21 protein-coding genes are annotated in these 24,910 nt (G+C 70.7%); 10 read left to right on the forward strand and 11 right to left on the reverse strand.

Going from position 1 to position 24,910, the window contains the following annotated elements:
- Positions 1 to 30 precede the first annotated feature (30 nt).
- Positions 31 to 621: a TetR/AcrR family transcriptional regulator gene (locus BDW27_RS09000; RefSeq protein WP_110048963.1), complete on the forward strand. Its 591-nt coding sequence runs from the start codon at positions 31 to 33 to the stop codon at positions 619 to 621.
- Here BDW27_RS09000 and BDW27_RS09005 read toward each other — a convergent pair.
- Positions 618 to 1,502 carry a sulfotransferase gene (locus BDW27_RS09005; protein ID WP_110048964.1) on the reverse strand — a complete coding sequence of 295 codons (885 nt, stop codon included), beginning with the start codon at positions 1,500 to 1,502 and terminating at the stop codon, positions 618 to 620. The two genes, BDW27_RS09000 and BDW27_RS09005, sit on opposite strands and share 4 nt — an antisense overlap.
- Positions 1,503 to 1,668: 166 nt before the next feature.
- Between BDW27_RS09005 and BDW27_RS09010 the strand changes: the two genes are divergently transcribed.
- On the forward strand, positions 1,669 to 2,466 hold the full coding sequence (locus BDW27_RS09010) for a Sir2 family NAD-dependent protein deacetylase (protein WP_110048965.1): 798 nt from the start codon (positions 1,669 to 1,671) through the stop codon (positions 2,464 to 2,466).
- 11 nt (positions 2,467 to 2,477) lie between these two features.
- Here BDW27_RS09010 and BDW27_RS09015 read toward each other — a convergent pair whose 3' ends face one another.
- From BDW27_RS09015 to BDW27_RS09030, 4 genes are all read right to left on the reverse strand, one after another.
- Positions 2,478 to 5,690 carry an NACHT domain-containing NTPase gene (locus tag BDW27_RS09015; RefSeq protein WP_110048966.1) on the reverse strand — a complete coding sequence of 1,071 codons (3,213 nt, stop codon included), beginning with the start codon at positions 5,688 to 5,690 and terminating at the stop codon, positions 2,478 to 2,480.
- Positions 5,691 to 5,858: 168 nt separating this feature from the next.
- Positions 5,859 to 6,533: a uracil-DNA glycosylase gene (locus tag BDW27_RS09020; RefSeq protein ID WP_110048967.1), complete on the reverse strand. Its 675-nt coding sequence runs from the start codon at positions 6,531 to 6,533 to the stop codon at positions 5,859 to 5,861.
- Positions 6,534 to 7,027: 494 nt separating this feature from the next.
- Positions 7,028 to 8,833, reverse strand: a complete 1,806-nt coding sequence (locus BDW27_RS09025; protein WP_233515709.1) for a glycoside hydrolase family 15 protein — start codon at positions 8,831 to 8,833, stop codon at positions 7,028 to 7,030.
- Positions 8,834 to 9,237: 404 nt separating this feature from the next.
- Positions 9,238 to 9,918: a YitT family protein gene (locus BDW27_RS09030; RefSeq protein WP_017544725.1), complete on the reverse strand. Its 681-nt coding sequence runs from the start codon at positions 9,916 to 9,918 to the stop codon at positions 9,238 to 9,240.
- Positions 9,919 to 10,087: 169 nt separating this feature from the next.
- On the opposite strand from BDW27_RS09030, the gene BDW27_RS09035 reads away from it, so the two are divergent.
- Positions 10,088 to 11,548, forward strand: coding sequence for a PLP-dependent aminotransferase family protein (locus BDW27_RS09035; RefSeq protein WP_017544726.1), 1,461 nt, complete (start codon positions 10,088 to 10,090; stop codon positions 11,546 to 11,548).
- A gap of 24 nt (positions 11,549 to 11,572) precedes the next feature.
- On the opposite strand, the gene BDW27_RS09040 is transcribed toward BDW27_RS09035, so the two are convergent.
- Entirely contained in the window at positions 11,573 to 12,394 is an 822-nt protein-coding gene (locus tag BDW27_RS09040; RefSeq protein ID WP_110048969.1) for an alpha/beta hydrolase, read from the reverse strand.
- Between the two features lie 312 nt (positions 12,395 to 12,706).
- Here BDW27_RS09040 and moaA point away from each other — a divergent pair, with 312 nt between their 5' ends.
- From moaA to BDW27_RS09055, 3 genes are all read left to right on the forward strand, one after another.
- On the forward strand, positions 12,707 to 13,714 hold the full coding sequence (gene moaA / locus BDW27_RS09045) for a GTP 3',8-cyclase MoaA (protein WP_199560597.1): 1,008 nt from the start codon (positions 12,707 to 12,709) through the stop codon (positions 13,712 to 13,714).
- Positions 13,715 to 13,864: 150 nt separating this feature from the next.
- Positions 13,865 to 15,052, forward strand: a complete 1,188-nt coding sequence (locus tag BDW27_RS09050; RefSeq protein WP_017544729.1) for an RtcB family protein — start codon at positions 13,865 to 13,867, stop codon at positions 15,050 to 15,052.
- A gap of 43 nt (positions 15,053 to 15,095) precedes the next feature.
- Complete coding sequence (locus tag BDW27_RS09055; RefSeq protein ID WP_110048971.1) at positions 15,096 to 15,698, forward strand: molybdenum cofactor guanylyltransferase; 603 nt, start codon at positions 15,096 to 15,098, stop codon at positions 15,696 to 15,698.
- 423 nt (positions 15,699 to 16,121) lie between these two features.
- Here BDW27_RS09055 and BDW27_RS09060 read toward each other — a convergent pair whose 3' ends face one another.
- On the reverse strand, positions 16,122 to 16,388 hold the full coding sequence (locus BDW27_RS09060; protein ID WP_110048972.1) for a hypothetical protein: 267 nt from the start codon (positions 16,386 to 16,388) through the stop codon (positions 16,122 to 16,124).
- 548 nt (positions 16,389 to 16,936) lie between these two features.
- Here BDW27_RS09060 and BDW27_RS09065 point away from each other — a divergent pair.
- The gene (locus BDW27_RS09065; protein WP_017544732.1) at positions 16,937 to 17,146 is read left to right on the forward strand and encodes a dodecin; all 210 of its coding nucleotides are present in this window, start codon (positions 16,937 to 16,939) and stop codon (positions 17,144 to 17,146) included.
- Between the two features lie 71 nt (positions 17,147 to 17,217).
- Here the strand turns inward: BDW27_RS09065 and BDW27_RS09070 are convergent, their stop codons facing one another.
- The 3 genes from BDW27_RS09070 to BDW27_RS09080 form a co-directional block, all read right to left on the reverse strand.
- Positions 17,218 to 18,009 carry a hypothetical protein gene (locus BDW27_RS09070; RefSeq protein ID WP_110048973.1) on the reverse strand — a complete coding sequence of 264 codons (792 nt, stop codon included), beginning with the start codon at positions 18,007 to 18,009 and terminating at the stop codon, positions 17,218 to 17,220.
- Between the two features lie 184 nt (positions 18,010 to 18,193).
- On the reverse strand, positions 18,194 to 18,919 hold the full coding sequence (locus BDW27_RS09075) for a cell wall anchor protein (RefSeq protein WP_110048974.1): 726 nt from the start codon (positions 18,917 to 18,919) through the stop codon (positions 18,194 to 18,196).
- Between the two features lie 149 nt (positions 18,920 to 19,068).
- Positions 19,069 to 20,616 carry an LCP family protein gene (locus tag BDW27_RS09080; RefSeq protein ID WP_110048975.1) on the reverse strand — a complete coding sequence of 516 codons (1,548 nt, stop codon included), beginning with the start codon at positions 20,614 to 20,616 and terminating at the stop codon, positions 19,069 to 19,071.
- A gap of 464 nt (positions 20,617 to 21,080) precedes the next feature.
- Between BDW27_RS09080 and BDW27_RS09085 the strand changes: the two genes are divergently transcribed.
- The 3 genes from BDW27_RS09085 to BDW27_RS09095 all read left to right on the forward strand — a co-directional run bounded on the left by BDW27_RS09085 (position 21,081) and on the right by BDW27_RS09095 (position 23,935).
- On the forward strand, positions 21,081 to 21,989 hold the full coding sequence (locus BDW27_RS09085; RefSeq protein WP_110048976.1) for an Lrp/AsnC family transcriptional regulator: 909 nt from the start codon (positions 21,081 to 21,083) through the stop codon (positions 21,987 to 21,989).
- 66 nt (positions 21,990 to 22,055) lie between these two features.
- Positions 22,056 to 22,961, forward strand: a complete 906-nt coding sequence (gene folP, locus BDW27_RS09090; protein WP_370446467.1) for a dihydropteroate synthase — start codon at positions 22,056 to 22,058, stop codon at positions 22,959 to 22,961.
- A gap of 227 nt (positions 22,962 to 23,188) precedes the next feature.
- Positions 23,189 to 23,935: an RraA family protein gene (locus tag BDW27_RS09095; protein ID WP_110048977.1), complete on the forward strand. Its 747-nt coding sequence runs from the start codon at positions 23,189 to 23,191 to the stop codon at positions 23,933 to 23,935.
- Between the two features lie 159 nt (positions 23,936 to 24,094).
- Here the strand turns inward: BDW27_RS09095 and BDW27_RS09100 are convergent, their stop codons facing one another.
- On the reverse strand, positions 24,095 to 24,796 hold the full coding sequence (locus BDW27_RS09100) for a FadR/GntR family transcriptional regulator (RefSeq protein WP_026129287.1): 702 nt from the start codon (positions 24,794 to 24,796) through the stop codon (positions 24,095 to 24,097).
- Between the last annotated feature and the right edge of the window lie 114 nt (positions 24,797 to 24,910).

Raw genomic sequence — 24,910 nt, forward strand, 5'->3', positions numbered from 1 at the left:
CAATGTAGTCACCGACCGAAGGAGCGCATCATGGCCGGCATCACCAGGGAACCGCGGCTCACCCCCGCCGCGCGCCGTGTCCTGGACGTGGCGACCGACCTCTTCTACACCCGGGGGATCAACACGGTGGGCATGGAACTGGTGGCCGAACGCGCCGGGGTCACCAAGAAGACCATCTACGACCGGTTCGGCTCCAAACAGCGGCTGGTCGTCGCCTACCTGAGGGCGCGGGACACGCGCTGGCGCGACTTCCTCGACACCCGCATGGACCCGGCCGCCTCCCCGCGTGCGCGGATCGGGGAGACCTTCGAGGCCCTGGACGCGTGGATGCGGCAGGAGAACCAGCGCGGCTGCGCCATGGTCAACGCCTACGCCGAGCTCTCCGACCCCGAACACCCCGGCCGCACCGTGGCCGAGGAACAGAAGCGGTGGTTGCGCGACCTGTACACCGACCTCGTTCGCGAGGGCGGAGCCACCGACCCCGAGGCGCTCGGCGACGTCCTGGCCCTGCTCCACGAGGGCGCCGTCGTCGCTCGCAACGTCACGGGCGTCGCCGACGCCGCCCTGACCGCGCGCGCGGCCGCCGACACCCTGCTCACCGCGAACGGGGTGGGTGCCTAGAGGTAGCCCAGCCGGGAGAGTTCGTGACGCGCCACCTCGTGCACGTCACCGTGGTCCTTGCGGGTCAGTCGCTCCCGCCACGAGCCCACGCCCCAGGAGTGGTCGGTCAGCAGCTCACTGGCCGAGACCCGGGCGCCGGTGAACTCCAGGAGCCGCTCGGAGGTCTCGATCTCCTGGCCGTGCACGTCCTCGTAGCGCAGGGTCATCAGCTGTTCCGGGCCGATCTCCTGGCGCAGCGTCGCGGACATGCGTACCGCGCCCCGCCAGCGCATCGCGCACTTGGTCGCCACCGAACCCTCGGTGAAGTCGTCCAGGTCCGACTCCTCCTCCAGGCCGAAGAAGTGGTTGGGGAACTCGTGGTCCAGCTTCATGAAGCTGGGCTTGAGCCAGGCCAGGGAGCGCTCGTCCTCCATCATGTCCGCCACCACGTCACGGCCGTCGCGGATGATCTGGACGAAGCGCGCGTCGGGGAACGCGGCGTACAGGGCGCTGGCCGAGTACAGGAGGTCGGGGCTGGCGTCACCGTAGCGGCGGGCGGCGGCGCTGTGCTCGCACGGCTCGGCGGAGGCGTTGGCGGGCACCCGGGCACCAGGGCCCGGGCATCTGGGACAGGTCAGGGGGGTGAGCTGCCAGGTCTCGGCGTAGGCCTCGCGCAGCAGGCTCGCGGTTCCGGACACCTTCTCCTGAGCGAGGGAGGGGCGCCTGGCCACGGCGTAGACGGCGTTGAGCACGCCCGAGGAACCGGCACCGAGATGGAAGCCGGGCGCGCGGGCCAGGGCCCGGGCGATCACCGGAACCCCGGAGTGGGGTGCGCCGAGCATGAACACCGGGCGCTCCACCTTGGTCCCGTTGACCACGAGGATGTAGGAGGGCTGCTTCATGATTGTGTCGTATTTTTGCACCCTTTGCCCTTCTCGTGTGCATCGGTCGGGGCCTGGCGGCACCCGCCCCACACGTTCCCCGAGGTTAAGGGCAGGATCGGTCCAGAAAGCGCCGTGCTGGGCCAAGACCGGGGAAAGCCGTGCAAAGACGCTGTAAGAATGGGGTATGGCCTCGATGACCGACGACACCACGCCGTTCGCCGACCCGGAGGGGTTCGAACACGCGGCCGAGCTGCTCGCCTCCGCGCGGCGCATCACCGTCCTGACCGGCGCCGGAGTGTCCACGGACTCCGGTATCCCGGACTTCCGTGGCCCCCAGGGGCTGTGGACCACCGACCCCGACGCCGAGGCGATGTCGGACATCGACAGCTACATGGGTGACGTGGACGTGCGCCGCCGAACCTGGCTGGCCCGCCGCTCCCACCAGGTCTGGAAGGCCGGCCCCAACGCCGCCCACCTCGCCCTCGCCGACCTGGCCGCAGCCGGGCGCCTGCACGCGCTCGTCACCCAGAACATCGACGGCCTGCACCAGCGAGCCGGGGTCCCCGAGGACGAGGTCATCGAGGTCCACGGCACCATGCTCCGGGTGATGTGCATGTCCTGCGGACTGCGCACCCCCAGCTCGGAGGTGCTCGCCCGCCTGGACGAGGAGTCCGACCCGCACTGCTCGGAGTGCGGAGGAATCCAGAAGACGGACACCGTCTCCTTCGGTCAGCGCCTGGACCCCGAGATCATCGAACGCGCCGCACAGGCCGCACGCGAGTGCGACGTCTTCGTGGCGGTGGGCACCTCGCTGACCGTCCACCCGGTGGCCGGGCTGTGCGACGTCGCCATGATGGGGCGGGCCCCGCTGGTGGTCGTCAACGCCGAACCCACCCCGTACGACGACTACGCCACCGCGGTCCTGCACGACCCCATCGGCGACGTGGTCCCGGCGTTGGTCAGGCGCGCCCTGGCGGGGTAGGAGGAGTCGCCCTACCCCGGTCCGGCGGAGCCGCCCGGGAACCCGGAGCGCCGGATCGGTCCCGATGACGCGGAATGGTTGTCGGGCAGGGAGGGTGTGACGCTCCAGCGCTCCTCCCCGGGATGGTTCTCCAGTTTCCCCAGGAGCGTCATCAGTTCCCCGCGGAGCCGTTGGAAGGAGTCCCAGACCCCTTGTGGGGTGGTGGTGCTCCTGCGCAGGGCCCGAAGCGCCTTCTGAACCATCTGGGAGAGCTTCCGACGGGAGTCCGGACTCAGGTGGTGGGGCCAGGAGCGCAGGTCCTCCAGGGCCTGGCGCAACACGGTGAGCACCACCTGGTCCGGTGCGTCCCGGAACATGAGGCGGGAGTAGCTGTGCAGGCGATCGGCAACCATCGCCTCCGGGATCTGGTCGATTGGTTCCAGACGCAGGCGCAGGACCTCGTGGGCCTCGACCCAGGCGCTCCCTGCCCCATCCGTGTACCAGGTGCCGATGTCGTCGGAGACGTAGCGCAGGTACGGGGTGAGCAGGAGGGCTAGCCGGGAGGCGGTTCCGTTGGCGCGCATCGCCGTGGACCTGAGCAGCCGCGAGCTCACAGTCCCGTAAGGGACCTCCACCTCGTAGGGGTTGAGAGTGGTGGGGGTGTCCCCGGGAGCATCCGCGCGTAGCTCGAAGCCCACGCACTCTCCCAGGTTCATGGGTTCACCCCGGTTGCGGCTGAGCATGCTGAGGGGATGCTCGCTGTCCCAGTACCCGACGTGGCGCATTCTGATGATGTCGAGGATGCCGAACCACTGGGAGGCGGGCAGGGCCCGCCAGAGAGAGACCGTCTGCCGCCAGGCCTGCCAGGGGTCGCCGGTGTCGGGGAAGAGGTTCTCCAGGGCGACCGGCTCCTCGCTGACCAGAATGAGGAGGGTGACGAGGTTCGCTGTGTAGCGGGCCTCCCGTGAGGTGAGGGGCATCCGTATGGGCTCGTACCCGGGGAACGAGCGGTTGGCCGCAGGGTAGGGCGCCTCCTGGAAGAGGTCGAGAAGCAGTTCCCGGAACTCCTCCCGCAGGTCCGGTTCCTCCTCCAGCCGTCGACTCAGGAGCTCGTCCAGGAAGGTCACTACCCTGTCCCGGCCCGCGTAGGCGGCGAAGGACGCCAGCGCGTACATCTCACCGTCGTCCAGGTGCAGGGCCCGGCTTCGGCGACGGGACACCCGGGCGCGGTCCTCGACCAGCTCCTCCAGGGCCGCCACCACCATGCGGGCCACCAGATACTCCCCGAAGGTGGCGTGGAGGAACTCGAAGGCGCTGTTCGTGCCGTCCGTGGTTCTGGAACGCGCCTCGTGGACGAAGAAGAACCGTCCCAGCACCTGATGGGCTGGAGCGATCTGACCGTGCAGGTCGGCGTTGTCGGGTGTCTCGGCGGCCTCCGGCATGAGGACGGCCAGGTCCGCGTCCAGTTCCTCCGCGCGCACGCTCTGGCGTCCGCGTGCGAACATCGCCATCGCGGCCACCTCCAGACGCCGCAGCTCGTCCTCGATCGCCCGGGCGAGGTCCCGGCCGCCCAGGTGGGGCCGGTGCTTGTCCACCTCCCGCCGCGCGAACATGGTGAGCAGCCGCTCGTACAGCTCTCCGTGGGAGAGGGTGTCCGAGGCGTTGAGCAGTGCGTTGCCGTGGGCGTCGTAGAAGAGCAGCATGATCAGGAGGAGGGGCTGCTCGGCGAGATCGCGGTAGCGGAGCACCGCCTCCGGCGGCAGGGGACGCAGCTTGGAGGAGGCGGCGTTGGCCTCGTTCCACACGCGGAGCATCTGCTCGATCTGGGAGTCGTCGAAGGGCTCCAACCGAATGACCGTGGTCAACGGGGGGAACCGGGTCCGGTCCGCCACCAGGGTGCGGCTGGTGACGATCACGACCACCGGCTGCCCCATGTGCTCCTGCTTCTCCTGGAACTCCTGAACTCGCTCCAGGTAGTCGGACCGGTCGACCCCAGTCGCTTGGAGGAGTTCGTCGAATCCGTCCAGAATGATGACCGGCAATGCCCCGTCCGCGTCATCTGAGAGGTCGCGCCAGGACATGTTCGTGTGCAGGTCCGCAGCCAAACCTTCTTCCAGCTGCACGTGCAGTGGGGCATTGGGGCTGACGGTTCTCAACTCCACCCGAACTGGCAGGAAGTCCGCTGGTGGCAATCGAGCGGCGAGCATCTCGGTGAACTTGGACTTGCCCGCGCCGGGATGGCCCAGGATCACCGTGGGGTATTCGGTGGCGCGTGGGTGTGTGATCAGGGAGGCCACGATCGTCTGGAGATCGTCTTGGGCGGGGAACTCGCGCCACCAGTCATCGCTGGCGGGGCTGCTGTTCTCGTGTGCGACGGTGACCCGCCCGCGCGGTGGGATGTATCCCGCCCGGAGTGAGGGGAGCACCAGCCCGGCCGGGGCGTCGTCGGAACGCAGGATCGGCCGGTTGAGCACCGCCTGGTAGGAGGCCGTGAGCTCCTTCCTCCGCCGTGAGACGGGACGGGCGGAGCCCATCCTGGTCAGTTGTGCGTGCAGGTCGGTCAGGCCAGCGCCGATCTCCTTCCGGGTTCGATCGTGCTCGCCCGCGTGCAGCCACAGACCGAATTCCGGGACCTCGGCACCCAGTTGCAGCAGGGACTCGTTCAGGCCACGGCAAGCGAGCCCGGGGACGAGGTCGTAGAGCTTGCCCAGGATCGAGTGCTTCTGTGGGGTCAGCCCGTGCCGTTCAGCGATCTCCAGACCCAGAACGAACTCGACGAAGGCATCATTCAGCTGGAAGAAGAGCTTCTCATCGACTTCACGACGTGCCTTGAGGGGCGCATTCACCCTGGTGGTGGGTGATGCGAGCCAGATGTTGTCGAGGTCCCTCTCGAGGATCGTGAACTGCTCCTCCGTGGTGATCTTCAGATCGGCCAGGGAGAAGGGTGCGTCCATGGACCGCAGTGACTCCTCGACGGCTTCGAAGAAGGTGGTGATCACCAGTACCTTGTAGGCCGCCTGGATCTTCTCGGTGCGGGACATCCGGCTCTCGCCCCGGAGCCTGCCGCCCAGTCCCTCCAACAGTTGGCGGCCCTTGCTCACCAGTGCGCCGCGCACCCCGAAGACGTCGGGGACTCCCACCAGACCAAGTCCGCCGTCGGCCACCTTCTCCGCGAGGTCGAGTGCCTCCGAGTCGCTGTTGCCGAGGATCCTCAGCGCGTCACTGTAGGTGAGCCGTTTGGCCATCGGGTCGGTGCCTCTTCCTCGTCCGGGGGTGCCTGGGGGCGGGAACGCGATCGGACCCGACACCGGGGGTGGCGTCGAGTCCGCACGTCAGAAGGGGTTTCGCGAATATGGGGTTGTCCGTTGTACGAGCGCCCACTGGGGAGTGGACGCTCACGGGGGTGAGACGCCCTAGGGCAGCTGCCAGTTCACCGGCTCGGCGCCCTGTTCCCTGAGCATCTCGTTGGTCCTGCTGAACGGCTTGGAACCGAAGAAGCCGTTGCGGGCCGAGAGCGGGCTGGGGTGCGCGGACTCCACACACGGGATGCCCGGCATCAGCGGGCGCAGGTTGCGGGCGTCACGGCCCCACAGGATCGACACGAGCGGCTTGCCTCGCTCGGCCAGCGCCCGGATGGCCTGCTCGGTGACGGCCTCCCAGCCCTTGCCCCGGTGCGAACCGGCGTTGCCCGGGGCCACCGTCAGGACCCGGTTGAGCAGCAGGACACCCTGCTGGGTCCACGGGGTGAGGTCACCGTTGGAAGGCATCGGGGTACCCAGGTCCTCGCCCATCTCCTTGTAGATGTTGCGCAGGCTCGCGGGGAGACGGACCTCGGGCGCCACCGAGAAGCTCAGACCGACGGCGTTCCCGGGCGTGGGGTAGGGGTCCTGTCCCACGATCAGCACGCGCACGTCGTCGAAGGGCTGTTGGAAGGCACGGAGCACGTGGTCCCCGGCGGGCAGGTAGGTGCGGCCCTCGGCGACCTCCTGACGGAGGAAGTCGCCCATAGCGGCGATCTGCGGGGCGACCGGCTCCAGCGCCTTCGCCCAACCGCTGTCCATGATCTCGTGCAGGTCCTTGTTCGGCATGGCCAGAACACTAGCGCCAGCCACGGACAACCAGGTCCGGTTCGGCCTCTCTGGCCGCCATACCCGCCTCATCGCAGCGGGCACGGATGGTCACCGGCGGGCCCGCTTCCGCTGTCGGACCAGGTGGGAGCGGACGTCCCGGGTTCGGGGGAGCCCTCACCAGCAGACGGGTGTGGTGGACCACCAACGCCTCGTAGTGGCGGACGGCCTCGTCCAAGTGGCCGGAGTGTCCCAGGTAGGCGGACAGGTAGTGGCAGGCCCACGGCGTCAGGGATCGTCCTCACCGCGTGTCCGGGCCAGGTCCGGGACCAGTGAGGAAAGATCCGGAAACGCGTCGCCCGGAGGAGATCGGTGGGCCCATCCTGGACGGCGGATCCCACGCTGACCAGTGACCGGGGGGTTCCCCGACCGTGTGCCATCTGGTTCGAGCATGATCGCGCCCCGGTGGGGACACTCCCCATCGGGGCACGGGGGCTATCGGACCGAGGGAAGGGCTACTCGGCGCGCCACCCTCCCTGGCGGTCGGCGAGGTTGAGCGCCGTGGTCACCAGGGGCACGTGGCTGAAGGCCTGCGGGAAGTTCCCCACCTGGCGGCCGGCCCCGGGGTCCCACTCCTCGGCGAGCAGGCCGACGTCGTTGCGCAGGGAGAGCAACCGCTCGAACAGCTCACGAGCCTCCTCCTGGCGGCCGATGGACAGCAGGGCGTTGGCCATCCAGAAGCTGCACGCCAGGAAGGCCCCCTCGTCCCCGGGGAGCTGGTCCGCGGAGTTCTCCAGGTCCGTGCGGTAGCGGAGCACGAATCCGTCCACCATCAGGTCCTCGCGGACCGCCTCGATGGTGCCGACCACGCGGGGGTCGTCGTAGGGGAGGAAACCGACCTCGGGGATGAGCAGCAGGGCGGCGTCCAGCTCCTTGCTGCCGTAGTACTGGGTGAAGGTGTTGCGCTGGGGGTCGTAGCCGTACTCGCACACCTCGGCGTGGATGGTGTCGCGCAGCGCCCTCCAGCGTTCGATGGGCCCCTCGGTGTTGAACTCCTCGATGCTGCGCACCGCCCGGTCGGCGGCCACCCAGGCCATCACCTTGGAGTGGACGAAGTGCTGCCTGGGGCCGCGCACTTCCCAGAGGCCCTCGTCGGGCTCGTCCCAGCACCACTCCAGGTAGTTGACCAGGGACCGCTGGAGCCCCCACAGGTGCTCGCCACCCTGGATGCCCGAGCGCCTGGCCAGGTGCAGCACGTCCATGACCTCGCCGTACACGTCCAGCTGGTACTGGCCCACCGCGGCGTTGCCGACGCGGACCGGGGCGGAGGACTCGTATCCCGGGAGCCACTCGGCCTCCCACTCGGTGAGGCGGCGCTCCCCCCGGATGCCGTACATGATCTGCATCAGCTGGGGTTCACCGGCGACCGCCCGGGCCAGCCACTCGCGCCAGGCCATCGCCTCGTCCGTGTACCCGGAGCGGATCAGTGCCTCCAGGGTGATGGTGGCGTCCCGCAGCCAGCAGTACCGGTAGTCCCAGTTGCGGACACCGCCGATCTCCTCGGGCAGGGAGGTGGTGGGCGCGGCCACGATCCCGCCGGTGGGGCGGTAGGTGAGCCCCTTCAGGGTGATGAGGGAGCGCACCACCGCCTCACGGTAGGGGCCCTCGTAGGTGCACTGGTCCACCCACTTCTCCCAGAACCTTTCGGTGCGGGAGAGGGCCTTCTCCGCGTCCAGGTGGTCGGACTCCTCCACCTGGGAGGGGTGCCAGGTCATCACGAACGGCACGCGCTGCCCTGCGGTGACGGTGAAGGTGGTGTCGTGGGTGAAGTTGTGGCCCTTGAGGGCCACGGGGGCGCTCAGCCAGATCGCGTCGGGCCCGGCGATCGCGACCAGTTCGGTCCCGGCGCGGTGCATCCACGGGACGACGTGGCCGTAGTCGAAACGGATGCGCATGGTGGTGCTCATGCGCACGGTGCCGCTCAACCCCTCCACGATCCGCACGATGTGCGGGGCGCCACCCCGGGGCGGCATGAAGTCGATGACCCGGACGGATCCGGTGTCGGTGTCCCACTCCTGTTCCAGGATGAGGGTCTCGCCCCGGTAGTGGCGCCGGTCGGCCCGGGGGCTTCCTTCGGCCGGGCGCAGGGTCCAGTGACCGTTCTGTTCGTCGCCCAGGATCGCGGAGAAGCAGGCCGAGGAGTCGAAGTCGGGAAGGCACGCCCAGTCGATGGACCCGTCCCGCCCGACCAGCGCGGCGGTCTGCATGTCGCCGATCATTGCGTAGTCTTCAATCCAGCCGGGCACGCGGCTCACCCCCAACACGTCGTCTTCGTCTGTGCGGTGGCGCGAGCCGCCCCGTCGCCACGGGGACTGTCGCTTCCGCGCGATCCTGCGCGCGCACGCCCGTGTGCGCACCCCGTCGGGGACCTGTCTCCCGACCCGCCTTCGGGTCGGGACGCCGTTCGGGTCATGCTCTTCCCCCCGGACCGCCCACAGCCGCCTCGTACCCGGGTATGTGCCCAGGTGTGGGCAGGCGAAAAGGCCGGTTGTGGAAAAGGACCCGTCCCCGCCGGTCACCGCGGTCCCCATCTTCCATGCTCTGTGGGGGCCTGGCTACAGGCGGATGCACGTGCATTCGGATGGGCGAGAAGTATGTCGCGGAATGGGTGGCTTTCAGTGGGGAGAAGTTATGACGTGGTGATCAACGAGCGGTGACGGACGTGCTAACGGCCCGTCAGAGTGGGGCTTTCCGGCGTATCCTCCGGCATCCGCAACATCGGGAGGAAGACCTGGGCCAGGGGGCCGATCGTCACCATGAACACCACGGTTCCCACGCCGACCGTCCCGCCGAGCAGGAACCCGGACAGTGCGACGGCGACCTCGATGAGGGTGCGGGCCAGCCGGACGGACAGTCCCCGCGCGGCCAGTCCGGTCATCAGGCCGTCCCGGGGCCCCGGGCCCAGTCCGACGCCGATGTAGAGGCCGGTGGCGACCGCGCACACCAGGACCCCCGACGCCAGCAGGAGTACCCGGACCGGCAGGGAGTCGGTGGCGGGCAGCAGCCACAGGGACAGGTCCACGGACGCGCCGACCATCACCACGTTGCTCAGCGTGCCGAGGCCCGCCTTCTGGCGCAGCGGGATCCACAGCAGGATCAGCAGGGCGCCGACGATGACGCTCCAGGTGCCGATCGACAGTCCGGTCTGGCGCGACAGCCCCTGGTGCAGGACGTCCCAGGGCATCGCACCGAGGTCGGAGCGGATGAGCAGGGCGCCGCTCAGGCCGTACAAGTAGAGGCCGAGGTAGAGCTGGGCAAGGCGGCGGAGCCGGGGCCGTGGCAGGACCGGGGTGATCAGCAGCCGCCGGGCCAGGGCGGACAGGGGGCTCCGGGGTGGTTCGGACAAGGCCGACCTCGACTTTCACGCGTACCGGCGCCACGCCGGAAGAGATTCATTGGGTGATTGGATGACCATCCGCAGGGGGGCCACATCGGTATCGTGGCCCAGGTGGTGCTCGGATTGAAGAGCCAATCCCGGCAACTGGCCCGATTTCTCCCCCGGTGAGGTGAATCCCATGGCGAGGCAGCGCACCGACCATCCCGGAACCGGCGGCGGCACCCGGCGGATCAACGGCCGGCTGCTCGCGCGGCTGATCGGCGAGGGCCCGGTCGAACGCCCCTACTACCTCGCGATCGCCCGTGCCGTGAGCGGGCTGGTCCTCGACGGCCGGGTCCCCACGCACACGCGGCTTCCCGCCGAACGCGACCTCGCCACCGCCCTGGGGGTCAGCCGCAACACGGTCACCGCCGCCTACGGCTGGCTCCGTGACAACAGCTTCCTCGACAGCAGGCAGGGTGCGGGCAGCTGGACGGTCCTGCCGGACTCGGGCACCCGGGGCCCCGCGCCCTTCGTCCCCGCCGCCGAGCAGATCGACCTCGGCGTGGCCGCGCCCCCGGCGGTCGACGGGTTGCGGGCGGCCTCCTTCCACGCCTCCGAGCAGCTCGCCGCCCACGTGGGCGGGATCGGCTACTACCCCTACGGTCTGCCCGAGCTGCGGCACGCCATCGCCCGGCGGTACGTGGAGCGCGGATTGCCCACCACACCCGAGCAGATCTTCGTCACCAGCGGCGCCCAGCAGGGTGTCACCCTTGCGATGGACCTGCTGGTCAACCAGGGAGACGAGGTCCTGCTGGAGTCACCCACCTACCCGCACGGCCTGGACGCGGCCCGCCGCAACGGAGCACGCATCCGCACCACCGGGGTGACCCCGCAGGGCTGGGACATGGAGTACCTCGTGGACGCCTTCCGACAGCGCAGGCCGACCGCGGCGTACATGATCCCGGACTTCCACAATCCGACCGGCGCGCTCATGGATGACGACGAACGCCGGATCCTGGTTCGGGAGGCCCGCCGCGCGGGTTCCCACCTGATCATCGACGAGTCCGGGGCCGAGCTGGCCATCGACTCCGGGGACCTGCCCGCCCCCGTGGCAGCGCACGACACCGACGGGCGGGTGTTGACCGTGGGCTCGGTGGCGAAGCTGTTCTGGGGCGGGCTGCGGGTGGGCTGGGTGCGCGCCACTCCGCCCATGGTCACCCGGATCATGGCGATCCGCCAGCGCTTCGACCTGGCCGGGTCGGTGCACGACCAGCTCACCGCGACCCACCTGCTGTCCGACGTCATGCGCATCCGGGCCGAACGCAGTCGCCAGTTGCGCCGCAACCGGGACGCCCTGCTGTCCGCCCTGCGCGATCGCCTCCCGGACTGGCGGCCCAGCGTCCCCGGGGGCGGCCTGGTGCTGTGGGCGGCGATGCCCCAGCCGGTCGCGACCGCGCTGTCGGAGGCCGCCGTCCGGCACGGGGTGCACCCGGCGGCCGGACCGGTGTTCGGAGCGGACGGCACCCTGGAGCGCTACCTGCGGCTGGCCTACACCCGCCCGCCGGACGTGCTGGCCGACGCCGTGGAGCGGTTGGCCGCGGCCTACGCCGAGACCCTGGCCCACCCCTCACAGCCGCGCGGCCAGCTGTACGTCTGACCGGCAGGAGTCCGCGCCGCGTCCTCAGACGGCGAAGCGCCGCGCGAAGCGGACCACCTCGGCGATCACCTCGTCGCGGTTGGTCTCGTTGAACACCTCGTGCCGGGCGCCGGGGAAGACGCGCACGGTGACGTCCTCGCCCGCCACGGCCTCGACGCCCGTCCTGGTGTCGTCCAGCGGCACCAGACGGTCCTCGTGGCCGTGCACCCAGAGCAGGGGGAGGGAACCGAGGTCGCCCGCGTCGTTGCCCCGTCTCAACTCGGTGAGCAGGGCGTTCGCGGTGGCGCGCTTGAAGGGGCCGTGCCAGACCAGTTCGTCGGCCAGGTAGGCCTCGCCGACGGCGGGGTCGCGTGAGAGGACGGCCGGGTCAATGGGGGCGTCCGGGATCACCTCGGCGGCGGCGATCTCCTCCAGCGCGGTCCAGCGGCCCAGCACCGGGCCGGACAGGGCCAGGGCCTGCACCGCGCCGGGGTTCACCTGGGCGTAGCGGGTGGCGATCAGGCCGCCCATGGAGTGACCGATCATCACCAGGGGGAGGCTGCGGTAGGCGGTGCGGGCCTGGGTGACCACCCGGTGGACGTCCTCGACGACCCCGGCGTAGTCGTCGATGAGCACTCTCTCGCCGGAGGAGCCGCCGTGGCCCCGGTGGTCGGCTCCGTAGACCACCGCCCCGGCGGCGCACAGGTCCCGGGCGACCTGTTCGTAGCGGCCCAGGTGTTCGCCGTAGCCGTGGACGAGCACGGCCAGCCAGGTGGGTTCGCCCTCGGTCGGGGCCCAGGCCCGCGCCGCCAGTTTCCCGGAACCGTCCGGCCCTCCGGCCAGCCCCCACTCACGTGTGCTGATCACCGTGTCCTGCCTCCTCGTTGCCGCTGCCGTCTGCGACGATCGGGTGGTCGCCGCCGGAGTGGTCACCCTAGAACATCCGTGGGGCGGGGCCGGGGCGCCTCGTGGGGGCCGTGGTCACGGTGTGTGTTTGGGGCAACGGCCAGACAGGGCAGTGTGATCTCGTGCGAGTCGACGAAATATGCCAAATGGTGTGATCGCGACGACTCGCCGTGAAACTGGATCTTCTACGCTTAAGAGGGGGTATCCCTCTTGTGGGAGCACCCCCGTGCTTTCCCGACAGGCAAATCCGGACTGGAGAGGAGGATGACGCTCGTGCTGGCCGACTCCTATGGCCGCGTGGCGACGGACCTGCGTGTGTCGCTCACCGACAGGTGCAACCTCAGATGTACCTACTGCATGCCGCCGGAGGGACTGGAGTGGCTTCCCAAACCGGAGCTGCTCACCGACGACGAACTCCTTCGCCTGATCCGCATCGGCACCACCCGCCTCGGTATCAACGAGGTCCGCTTCACCGGCGGTGAGCCCCTGCTGAGACGAGGCCTGGTGAACATCGTCGCGGGCACCACCGCCCTCGAACCCCGCCCGCACACCGCGCTGACCACCAACGGGATCGGGCTCGCCCGGACCGCGCCCGCCCTGGCCGAGGCCGGACTGGACCGGGTCAACGTCTCCCTCGACACCCTCGACCCCGTCGTCTTCGAGAAGCTGGCCCGGCGCCGACGCCTGCCCGACGTCCTCGACGGGATGGCCGCCGCGGCGAGCGCCGGACTCACCCCGGTCAAGGTCAACGCCGTGCTCATGCGCGACGTCAACGACCACGAGGCCGCCGATCTCCTCCGGTTCTGCGTGGAGCACGGCTACGAACTGCGCTTCATCGAGCAGATGCCCCTGGACGCCCAGCACGGCTGGCGCCGGGACACCATGATCACCGCCGACGAGATCCTGGGGCGCCTGGAGGCCGAGTTCGACCTCGACCCGGCCGACGCCGACACCCGTGGCAGCGCCCCAGCCGAGCTCTTCCACCTGCGTGACCAGACCTTCCCCAACGGTGAACCGGCCACGGTCGGGGTCATCGGTTCGGTCACCCGCCCGTTCTGCGGCGCCTGCGACCGGGTCCGGCTCACCGCCGACGGCCAGATCCGCAACTGCCTCTTCGCCCGAGAGGAGTCCGACCTGCGCACGCCCCTGCGCGAGGGCGCCACCGACGACGAGATCGCCGACCGCTGGCGGGCCGCCGTCGGGGCCAAGCTCCCCGGCCACGGCATCAACGACCCGAGCTTCCTCCAGCCGGCCCGCCCGATGTCCGCCATCGGCGGCTGACCCGCCCGCGCCGCGCGGCGGCCCGCCAAGGGGGCGAACCGGCGTAAAGCGGTTGCCGTCCTTCCGTCTCACTGGCTTTGATGTTCCGGGGCACCGACACCGACCAACGACGGTGCCCCGGGCTGACGACGAGAGAAACGGGAGGTGCCCATGCCCTACACCGAGGTCCCCGGGGACCTGGTACCGATCCGCATGTGGGCCGACCCCGAGGAGGTCGAGCCCGCCGCCATGGACCAGCTCCGCAACGTGACGAGCATGCCCTGGACGCACGGTCTGGCTGTCATGCCCGACGTCCACTACGGCAAGGGCGCCACGGTCGGCTCCGTCGTCGCGATGCGCGACGCGGTGAGCCCGGCGGCCGTGGGCGTCGACATCGGTTGCGGCATGACGGCCGTGCGCACCGGCCTGACCGCCGAACGGCTGCCCGACGACCTCGGATCCCTGCGCTCGGCCCTGGAGGCCGCCGTCCCTGTCGGCTTCCACGCCCACGACGAGCCCGTCGACCCCGCGCGCGTCCCGGGGCTGGGCAGCACCGGCTGGGACCGCTTCTGGGACGGATTCGACGGGCTCGCCTCCGCCGTGCACCCCCGCAACGAGCGCGCACGGCGCCAGATGGGAACCCTCGGCGGCGGGAACCACTTCCTGGAGGTGTGCCTCGACGACGACGGCGCCGTCTGGATGGTCCTGCACTCGGGGTCCCGCAACATCGGCAAGGAGTTGGCCGACCACCACATCACCCAGGCGCAGGCGCTGCCGCACAACCAGGACCTGCCCGATCGCGACCTCGCCGTGTTCGTGTCCGGAACCCCCGAGATGGACGCCTACCGGCGCGACCTGTTCTGGGCGCAGGACTACGCGCGCCGGAACCGGGACGTCATGATGGGACTGGCCTGCCAGGTCCTGGCCGAGCGCGTCCCCGGCACCACGTTCGAGCAGCGGATCTCCTGCCACCACAACTACGTGGCGGAGGAGACCTACGACGGTGTGGACGTGCTCGTCACCCGCAAGGGGGCGATTCGTGCGGGTTCGGGAGAGTTTGGTGTGATTCCCGGCAGCATGGCCACCGGTACGTACATCGTGAAGGGCCTCGGCAATCCCGCCTCCTTCAACTCCGCCTCGCACGGCGCCGGACGCCGCATGAGTCGGAACAAGGCCCGCAAGACCTTCACCCGGGCCGACCTCGTCGAGCAGACCAAGGGTGTCGAGTGCCGCAAGGACCTCGGGGTCGTGGACGAGATCCCCGCCGCCTACAAGGACCTGGAGTCGGTGATCGAGGCGCAGACCGACCTCGTCGAGGTGGTGGCCCACCTGCGCCAGGTGGTGTGCGTCAAGGGGTGAGCCCCGCCCTCCCGGCCGACGCCGCGTGCGGCATGCTGGGAGGGTGACCGAGAACCTCGACGCGGTGGTGCTGGCCGGGGGAGCGGCGACCCGCATGGGCGGCGCCGACAAGCCCGGCCTCACCGTCGCCGGACGCACCCTGCTGGAACACGTGGTCGGCGCGGTACGCGCCCACGCACCGCACGCCGACGTGACCGTGGTCGGGCCCGAACGCGACCGCCCGCGTGCGCGCTACGTCCGGGAGGACCCGCCCGGCGGGGGCCCCGTCCCCGCCCTGCGCGCCGGACTGCCCCACGTGAGCGCCGCGTGGGTGGCGCTGCTCGCCGCCGACCTGCCCCACCTGGCCCCCAACCACCTCGCCGCTCTGGAAGCCGTGCTCCGGGACCGCGGTGAGGGGCAGCACGACGGGGCCGTGTTCGTGGACTCGACCGACCGCGAACAGTGGCTCACCGGGCTCTGGAACACCGAGGCGCTGCGCACCGCCCTCGACGCGTACACGGGGCGTTCGCTCCACCGGTTGCTCAGCCCCCTCGATCCCGTGCGGGTGCCGCTCACCGACGCCCCCGAAGAGTTCGACGTGGACACCCCCGAGGCCCTCGAACGCGCCCGCGCCGCCTGGCCCCCCAAGGAGCGTGGACCAGCCTGACCGCTCCGCTCCGAGCGGGTTCCGCGCTCTGAGGCGCTCGCCCCGGCAGTCCGTCCAGGTCCGCGAACGCCTGGACCAGCCGCCGGTCCCGAGCGCCTGCTTCCGGCAGGGGGCTCACCCGTCGGGCCCGTGAGTCGAGCGTGGACGCCCATCACCGCGTGCGCGTCGTGGTGGACCACGGAGGGGCATGCCGAGGCCCGAGGTACGCCGCAGGCCGGGTGGTGCGCCGCCTTCTGGAGGAGGCCGGGGCCGACCCCGGTCCGGTCGGACTCCATGCGGGCCTGCTCGGACCGGCCCCGGTCCTCAACCGTCTGGGGGGCCGTTTCCCGGGCTCGTCCCCGGCCGGAACTGGTGGCCGCAGCGGCGCGCTGCCGTCACGAGGAGATCCGCCTGAGGGCCTCGAACACCGCCGTGGGTGACGGATCAGCGGCGGGTGCCTGGCTCGTCTGCGCCGTGCTGACCAGCGTCGCCGCCGTCTCCGTCCAGGAACTCGGCCAGCGGGACCGTCTCACGGAGGAAACCGCGCAGGCCAAGGAAGTTGGCGAGGTACTCGCGGTGGTCGTCGCAGGCCACCCACACCTTGCGGCGGTCGGGGGTGTGCAGCTTGGGGTTGTTCCACACGAGCGCCCACTCGGCGGCGGCACGGCAGCCCCTGCGCGAGCAGTGTGTGTCCGGTGCGGTATTACCCAATGCTGGTCCCCAGGCGACAAAGCGGATTCGGTGGTCAAGCCCCGGCCACGGGCGGGTATTCACGCCGACCGGGTGCGGACAAAAGGCGACGCCGGGTGGTTACGGGGGCAAACCACCCGGCGTCGCGCGCGATGTTTCGACGGGGGCTCGAAACATCGTCCCGCGCTTCGACGGGGGATCGAAGCGCTAGACCCAATGTACACCGACGCCCCCCGGGGTACGTCAAGAGTGAGTTACGACGTTGTCTCGGGACAGTCCCGCCAGGGCCGGTCCTAAGTCCCAGGTCAGGACTTATCTGACACTTCACCCACCCTTCCGATCCCGTTCGGCGGGCCCATTCCCTTGTCGGAACGCCTGTCACCTGGGCCAAGCCCGTCCCAACCGGGTCCAAAGTCCTCAGAAACAAACAGCAAAGCGCACCGATCCGTTCTCCGGAAAGGTTCCCGGAGTAAATCGAAGGGGCCGTGTGGCTGGCGGGGATTGAGGGGAGGCAGGGAACGGGGCCGGGTTCGCGCGGCCCCAGCCACCGACTACACAGGGGGTCACCCATGACCGGCCACACCTACCGCGTCACGGAAATCGTCGGAACCTCTCCCGAGGGCGTCGACCAGGCGATCCGCAACGGCATCCAGCGGGCCTCGGCCACGCTGCGCGGTCTCGACTGGTTCGAGGTCACCCAGGTCCGGGGCCACATCGAGGACGGCGATGTCGCCCACTTCCAGGTGGGCCTCAAGGTCGGGTTCCGTCTGGACGACTGACCGCCCCGGCGTTCCGGCGTCACGGTTCGGAACGCGGTCCGGGCCGGGGCCCCGCGGCCCCGGCCCCGTGCTCAGTCGTCCTCGGGTTCCGGGCCGCGCAGTACGTCGACGTGCACGTGGTCCAGGTGGCGCAGGATCTCGTTGTCGGGATCGGCCTCGTAGTGGCGCCACCCCATCGAGGGATACCGGGTGCTCCAGATCTTGTCGTCGAAGATGATCACGTCGATCTGGTAGTCCGGCGCGTGCGCGATCAGCCAGTGCGCCAGCAGCCACCCCTCCCGCCGGTTGTCCTCGTTGACCGGTCGGTAGAAGACGTCGAGCGCCCGCCCCTCGTAGTGCGCGGAGCCCTCGCCGTGCCCGGTGTCGTACCCTCCGGCCACGAACCCGCCGATCTGGGTGTCGGCGAAGTCGTTCTCGATCCCCGCCTTGAGGGTCTCGGTGCGCGGGGTCATTCCGGAGGGCCGCTCCTCCTCGAACTCGACCTCCTCGCCCGAGTAGCGGCAGCTCATCGAGGGGCCCGCGTCGTCTTCCGGCCCGTTGACCAGCGCGTCCATGACCTCGTCGGGGATGTCGTCGACGTCCGGCCGAGAGATGGGCGCGTCGTCCCCCTGGGCGATCACGGCGGCGGCGGTGCTGGCCCGCTTGGCCTGGTCGCGGTCGAGCTTGACCTGCTCGTCTCCGGTCCACACCGAGCACTCCTGGCTCCACGGCGTGGCGGTGGGGAAGATCCGGTTCTGGTTGGCCACCACCCAACGGGTGCCGAGCACGGCGATCAGGGCCAGGAGGGTTAGGACCGCGATGGCCAGGACCAGTCCGTGCCATCGTCGGTGGACCCTGTCGGCCCCGGGAATTCTGTGGGTCATGGACTCCGCTCCTCCACGCCGGAGACGGGGGCGGCCCCCGCCGCCGTCGACGCCTCGGGCGCCGTATCTGTCCGGCTACCTCGCACATTCCTCCGTATATGGGACACGGCGGGAACAACACTCATTCCCGACAGTGACGCGGATCAAGCGGAAGCGGCCGTGACCGACGCGCGGGGCGGACGATTCACCACACCGACCACAGGACCATGACGCCGCCCAGGAGCAGGGTCAACGCCCACACCCGGTCCATGGTCACGCCCTTCCAGCGCAGGGCGTGCACGCCGAGGAAGTCGTAGGCGATCAGCGCCGCCACCCCCGCCGCTCCGAGCATGGCCAACGAGTGCACCCCGGTGGCCGCGAGCCCGAGGAGGGTGGCGTCCCACAGGTTCCACACCCCCTCGGCGGCGTCCGCGGTTCCGGCCCCGAGGCTCACCCCGGGGGTCCCGGTGACGTCACCGGGGCCGGTCGCCCCGTGCCCCGCGTGGCCGCCGCCCTCCACATGCGTGTGGTCGAGCTGGCCCGACAGCACCGGCATGAGCATGAGCCCCGCGCCGTGGGCCGAGGACATCAGGAAGGACCACGCGGTCAGCTGCCACAGAGACAGGCGCACGTCCCGCCAGTGGAAGTGTTGGCGCGAGAGCAGGATCACCAGCCCCAGCAGCACGATCACCCCGCCACCCAGGACCGGGAAGAGGACCGAGGCGGTGGCCGACCCCGTGACGGTGATCGCCACCGCCGCGACGGCGACGCTAACCGCGTGCCCCACGGCGATCGCGGGCAGGGCGGCCAGTACCTGGCGGCGACCGCCCTCCTGAAGTCCCCTGCTGACGGCGAGCAACCACCCCATGCCGGGGTGCAGCCCGTGGAAGGCGCCCAAGGCGACGAGAGTCCAGAGCTGAGCTGTGGTCACCGTGTCAGATTCACACGCCCGCACTGGCGTGACAACGGCCCGTGGCCAACTGTCCGACTCCGGTCACCGTGCGTCGCGGGTGTTTGCCGCAAGCCCCCCAGGGGGATCCCCGCCCCCCGGGACCGGCGTGCCGAACCCGGGGGAGGAGGTCAGGGGCAGATGGAGCCGAGGTCGGTGGCCTCGGAGCCGACCTGACGGCCCGGGTCGGCGGGGGAGGGCTCGGCCAGACCGGTGTAGCGCTGCCACTCGGTCCGCTCGTCCTCCTCCCACTCCTCCCACTCCTCGGGGGTCGGGTCCTCGACGTCCTCGGGACGGTCACCGTCGGGGGAGGCGGAGGGCGCGTCGAGCGGCGCGTCGTCCTCCTCCTCGCTGACCGTGATCGCCTCCGCGACCAGCTCCTTGATCTCGTCCCAGTCCGGGTTGCCGGTGGACACCTGCGGCGGGGACAGCTGGAGGGCGCTCATGTCACCGTGGTCGGTGAGCTCGTCGGCCAGTTCGATGAAGGCGGGCACCTTCGACTGCGGGATGTCGGTGGTCAGAGTCCGCTTGGTGGCACCGGCCAGCCGCCGGTAGCTGGTCAGGACCGTGGTCGGGTCGACCTGTTCCGCGACGTACTTGACCAGGCAGCCCTGGCGGCCCATCCGCCCGTAGTCGTCGGAGCCGATCCGGGAGCGCCCGTACCAGAGCGCCTCGTGGCCGTCGAGGCGGCGCACGCCGGGCTCCAGCACCCCGCCGTGCACCCCGTAGGGGATGGGCTCCTCGATCCGCACCCGCACGCCGCCCACGGCGTCGATCAGGTCGCGGAAGCCCATCATGTCGACCATCGCGTAGTACTCGACCTCCAGGCCGAGGTTGTGCCCGATCACCTTCTTGAGGGTGTCGGCGGCGGGGTCGGCGACGATCGGGTTGAGGGCCAGCTCCTCGGGCTCCTCCGCGACGGTCTGGTACACGTCGTTGAGCAGCAGGTCGAATCCGTACGGCTCGGGGTAGCGGTCGGCGAGCGCGCTCCCCTCCGGGAAGCGCACGTTCTCCAGGTTGCGGGGGAGCCCCACCAGGACGGCGTCGCCGGTGTCGGTGTCCAGGCTCGCCACCATCATGGTGTCCGTGCGCACGCCGTAGCGGTTGTCGGCGGAGTCCGCCCCGATCAGCAGGACGTTGACCCGGTCCGCCCCGTACCACGGGTCGGCGGCGTCGTGCGGCGGCAGGTCGTCGCGCTCGGGGGCGTCGAAGACCTGCCCCAGCGTCTCGTAGGCCGTGTAGCCGCCGTGGAGCGCCCAGGCCGCCGGTGCTCCGACCGTCAGGCACAGAAGCAGGACCACGACGCCACCGAGCAGGCGCTGGCCGAAACGCGCCCCCTCGGGACGGGTGATGGCCCACGAGTGCACGATCACGGTCAGCCACAGCACGGCGACCACGAACACGGCGCCCATCACGCCCAGCAGCCAGCGGTCCTGCACGGCCATCCCGGCCAGCACGGTCATCGTGCCCGCCTCGTGTGTGCCGATCCAGACCAGCCCGAGGACCAGGGCCGAGACCCCCACGAGGTAGGCGCCGAGGATCACGGTCCCGGCGAGCCGGCGCCTCATGCGCAGGTGCGCCGCACCGGGGAGGGGAAGCGACGCGGCGGTCCACAGCAGCGCCCCTCCCGTGCTCGGGCGCGTGGGCGCCTTGTCCCGCCGCTCGTCCTCCGCTGCCACCAGCGATTCCTCTCAAGCCGCGGGGCGATCACGGCCGCCCCGTTTCTCCGGTTTTGATCGTTCGCGCCACGTTCGCCGTGTGGCGGTCACTTTCTGTTGTTATGCCCTTTCCCAGGTGCGTGCACGGGGGCGGCCCGCCGGTCGTCCCGCGCCGTGCGCGGTGCGTGCCCTCGGTGGCGTGCCCTCGGCGGGTGTCGCTCGGGCCCGTGTCATCAGTGTGGCGCTTTGTCGGGGTTGTGTGCACAGCGGCCACCTCATAAGGGGTGTTCTATACAAGTCTGTTATGTGGTCGAGAGATGCCTGTTGGGGCATTGGGCGGCGCTGTCCAGCCGGTCAAAGGGGTGAATCAACCGATTTCTTTGGCGATCAGTAGTGAAGCGGCTCCACAACTGCGATGATCTGGCCGGAGGAGGGGGCGCCGTCCGGGGGTAAGGGCGGCGTCATGGGAACGAAAGGCAACCATCGTGCTCGATGCGGTTGACGCCGCGCTCATGCGGGCGTTGCAGGGGGACGGCAGAGCGACGTTCCAGGCCCTGGCGGACGGGGTGGGGCTGTCCAGGACGGCGGTTCGCGCCAGAGTGCGCCAGTTGGTGCAGTCGGGGGCGATCAGGATCGTCGGAGTGTTGCACGCCGGCGTGGTGGGAATGGAGGTCCTCGGTCACGTGTCGTTCCGCGTCAGCGGGCCGGTCGGTCCGATGCTCGACGCGTTGGGGGAACGCGAGGCCGTGACCTTCGCTGCGCAGGCCGCCGGGAGGTTCCCGGCCGTCGCGCAGGTCAGGGTGGCCGACGACGCGGCCCTGACCAAGGAGCTCGCCGACCTGCGCTCGCTGCCGGGTGTGGACGGCGCGGAGGTCTTCCGTGCCAACGCCGTGTACAAGGACGCTCACAGCAGTGTGCGTGAACTGCGCGACATCGAGTTGGACGCGCTGGACTGGCGTCTGGTGCGCAGACTGCTCAAGGACGGACGGGCCTCGTACGCCGACCTGGCCCGACAGGTGGGGCTGTCGCAGGCGGCGGCCCGCTCCCGGGTGGTGCGCCTGCTCAACTCGGGGGTGGTCCACGTGACCGCGCTGGTGGAGCCGTCGGCCGTGGGCGCCAACGAACAGATCGGCTTCGGACTGCGTTGCCGGGGCGACGCGGACGCGCTGGGCACTGCCATGGCCAACATGGGACGGATCTCGTTCCTGGCCAGCGGCTTCGGTCGCTACGACGTGATCGGGACCCTCACCGCGCCGGACCGGTGCCAGCTGGTGGAGGCTCTGGAACGGATCCGGGCCACCGCGGGGGTCGGGCACGTGGAGACGTGGGACCACCTCCAGGTGCGCAAGGAGCGCCGGGGCGGTGAGCGCACGCTGGGCTGGGTACCCGGCTGATCCGGGCCGACCACGGCGGGGCGGGGCGGGTGACCGTCCGCCCCGCCCGTACCCCAGGATGGAGTCATGGTGACGCACGGTCCGCAGACGCCGGAGACAGCAGCCAAGCGTGAGACCGGGACCCGGCGCCCAGTGGCGCACGGCCCCGGGGCCCTGCGGTTGCGCGGGCGGACCTTCGCGGGCCGGCGCTTCGCGGTGATGGGCGTGATCAACCGAACCCCCGACTCCTTCTACGACCGGGGCGCCACCTACGTCCTGGAGGCCGCGCTGGCCTCCGCGGACCACGCCGTGGCGGCGGGGGTCGACATCATCGACGTCGGCGGGGTGAAGGCCGGGTACGGGGCGCACGTGGACGAGGCCGAGGAGGTCCGCCGCACCGTGCCGTTCGTGCGCGAGCTGCGGTCCCGCCACCCCGACGTGGTGATTTCGGTGGACACCTGGCGGGCCGGGGTGGGCCGGGCCTGCGCCGAGGCCGGGGCGGACATGATCAACGACACCTGGGCGGGGGCCGACCCGGACCTGGCCCGGGTGGCGGCCGAGTTCGGCACCGGTCTGGTGTGCAGCCACAGCGGGGGGCTGGCCCCCCGCACCGACCCCCACCGCGTGCGCTACGACGACGTGGTCGGGGACGTGGTGTCCGGGGTGTGCGAGCTGGCCGAGCGCGCGGTGTCGGTGGGGGTGCGCCCGGACGGGGTGATGATCGACCCCACGCACGACTTCGGCAAGAACACCTACCACTCGCTCGAACTCACCCGCCGTCTGGGCGAGCTGGCGGCCACCGGCTGGCCCGTGCTGGTGGCGGTCTCCAACAAGGACTTCGTGGGGGAGACCCTCGGCGCCGGCCTGACCCAGCGCGGTGACGGGACCCTGGCCGCCCTAGCGGTGTCCGCGCGCGAGGGCGCCCGGGTCTTCCGGGTCCACGACGTCGTCGCCGCCCGTGCCGCTCTGGACGTGGTCGCGTCGGTCGTCTGAGGTTGCGCTGGTCGCGTCTGCCAGGCAGGGGACACCGAAGGTGATCGGACGGACACGGGTATCCCGCTCAGATGTAACCATCGGTAGCATTTTTACGTGTTTCAGGCTCGCACGCCTTGCGTCACGTTTAAGTTACCCGCGAGTATAGAAGGGGTCGGTCCGAACCGACCGCACCGGGCGCGGGTGTAATGGAGGCTGACGTGGCGCTTGCGAAGACGTTGACGGCTGTGGGAACGGTGGCCTTGGCACGCTGCGGGGGGCGTCCCTTCGGGACCCACCTCTTCTCCGTCTGGCCGGGGGCCGGGTTCGCCGCGAGTGCCTTCCCCGTCCGCTGCGCGCCGGGGGACAACCTCGCGCTGCACGTCGCGATCGCCCAGGCCCCGCCGGGCTCCGCCCTGGTGGTGGACGTCTCCGGGGAGTCCGAGTACGGCTACGTGGACGAGATCCTCGCCGTGGCCGCCCGGACTCGGGGCGTGGCCGGGATCGTCCTGGACGGCTGCGTGCGCGACATCGCCGCCATCGCCCGTTGCGAGCTGCCGGTCTTCGGCGCCGGGGTGGCGGTCCGCGAGGCGGGGCACGATGCGGGCGGCTCCGTGGGACAGCAGGTGTTCATGGACGCCAGCGGTCCCGCGCCGCTGCCGGTCCGGCGAGGGGACTGGATCGTGGCCGACGACGACGGGGTGGTCTGCCTCCCGCGCGGCCAGGTGAGCACGATCATCGCGGAGACCATGGACAGCGTCTCCCGTGACCGGGAGCTCATCGACGCGGTCTGTGCGGGGGAGAGCACCCTCGACCTCCTCGACCTCGACCCTTCCAGGGTGACGGGCTGGGAGGGGGCCGCGGACCGGGGTGCCCGGCGCGGTCGGCCGAGGTCGATCGGATCGCGGCGCGAGGGGCGCGCGGTGCCGGAAGGGCACGCCCGCCCCAGGCTCGGCCCGCGCTCGGCGGTGAGCGACGTCCACGGCGGAGACTGACCCGGCACGGCCCCGGGGCGACACGACTGGCGACCGCGGAACGATCGGGGAGCAGGGGGAGCCGGGGCGGGCTGACCGCACGGCGCTCGACCCGAACACGGGAGGGGGCCCGGAACCAGCAGTGGTCCGGGCCCCCTCCCGTGTTCGTCCCCGGGTGACTCAGTCCTCGGTGAGGGAGAGGAGTTCGTCGAGGTAACAGGTGGCCTCACGGGCGGCGCGGACGGGGTCCGCCTCCCGGACGGCCTCCGTCAGGCCGCTGTGGTCGATGCCCTCGGTGGCGGAGGAGGGGCCGTCGGAGGCCTCGGCACTCTGCTCGTAGGCGGTGTGCGCGATGCTGGCGTAGACGACCTGGGCGATGTCGTCGTAGAGGTCGATGAGCAGGGTGTTGTGCGTGGCGTTGACCACGGCGCGGTGGAACGTGAAGTCGGCCTCCACGAAGGCACCCATGTCCTTGGTCCGCCAGGCCTCCTCGCGCAGGGCCATGGCGCGGTCGATGTCGGCCATGTCCTCCTCGCTGTGGCGCATGGCGGCCAGACGCGCGGCCTCGACCTCCAGGGCGCGGCGCACCTCCAGGTTCTCCCGCAGACGGGAGCGTTCCAGGCGGCGGCGCAGGGCTCCGCCGAGTTCGCTGGAGGCGCGGACGAAGGTCCCCGCTCCCTGGCGGATCTCCAGCAGACCCGCGTGGGCGAGGGCCCTGACGGCCTCGCGGACGGTGTTGCGTCCGACCTCGAGTTGTTCGGACAGTTCGGACTCGGTGGGGATGCGGTCGCCGACGCCCCACTCACCGGAGTCGATCTGGGCTCGTAGCTGACTGATGACCTGGTCGACGAGACCGGTCCGGCGTGTCGACGCGAGGGGCACGCTCATACCTCCTAGGGGCGGGTCGCCGGATGACAGGCCCAGCGCACGGGTAGGGAACGGTTAAGGAGGGAGCCTAGACCAGTTGGGCGCAGGAATAGGCCCCGAACGTCAATG

Source organism: Nocardiopsis sp. L17-MgMaSL7 (assembly GCF_003182025.1).
Taxonomy (GTDB): domain Bacteria; phylum Actinomycetota; class Actinomycetes; order Streptosporangiales; family Streptosporangiaceae; genus Nocardiopsis; species Nocardiopsis prasina.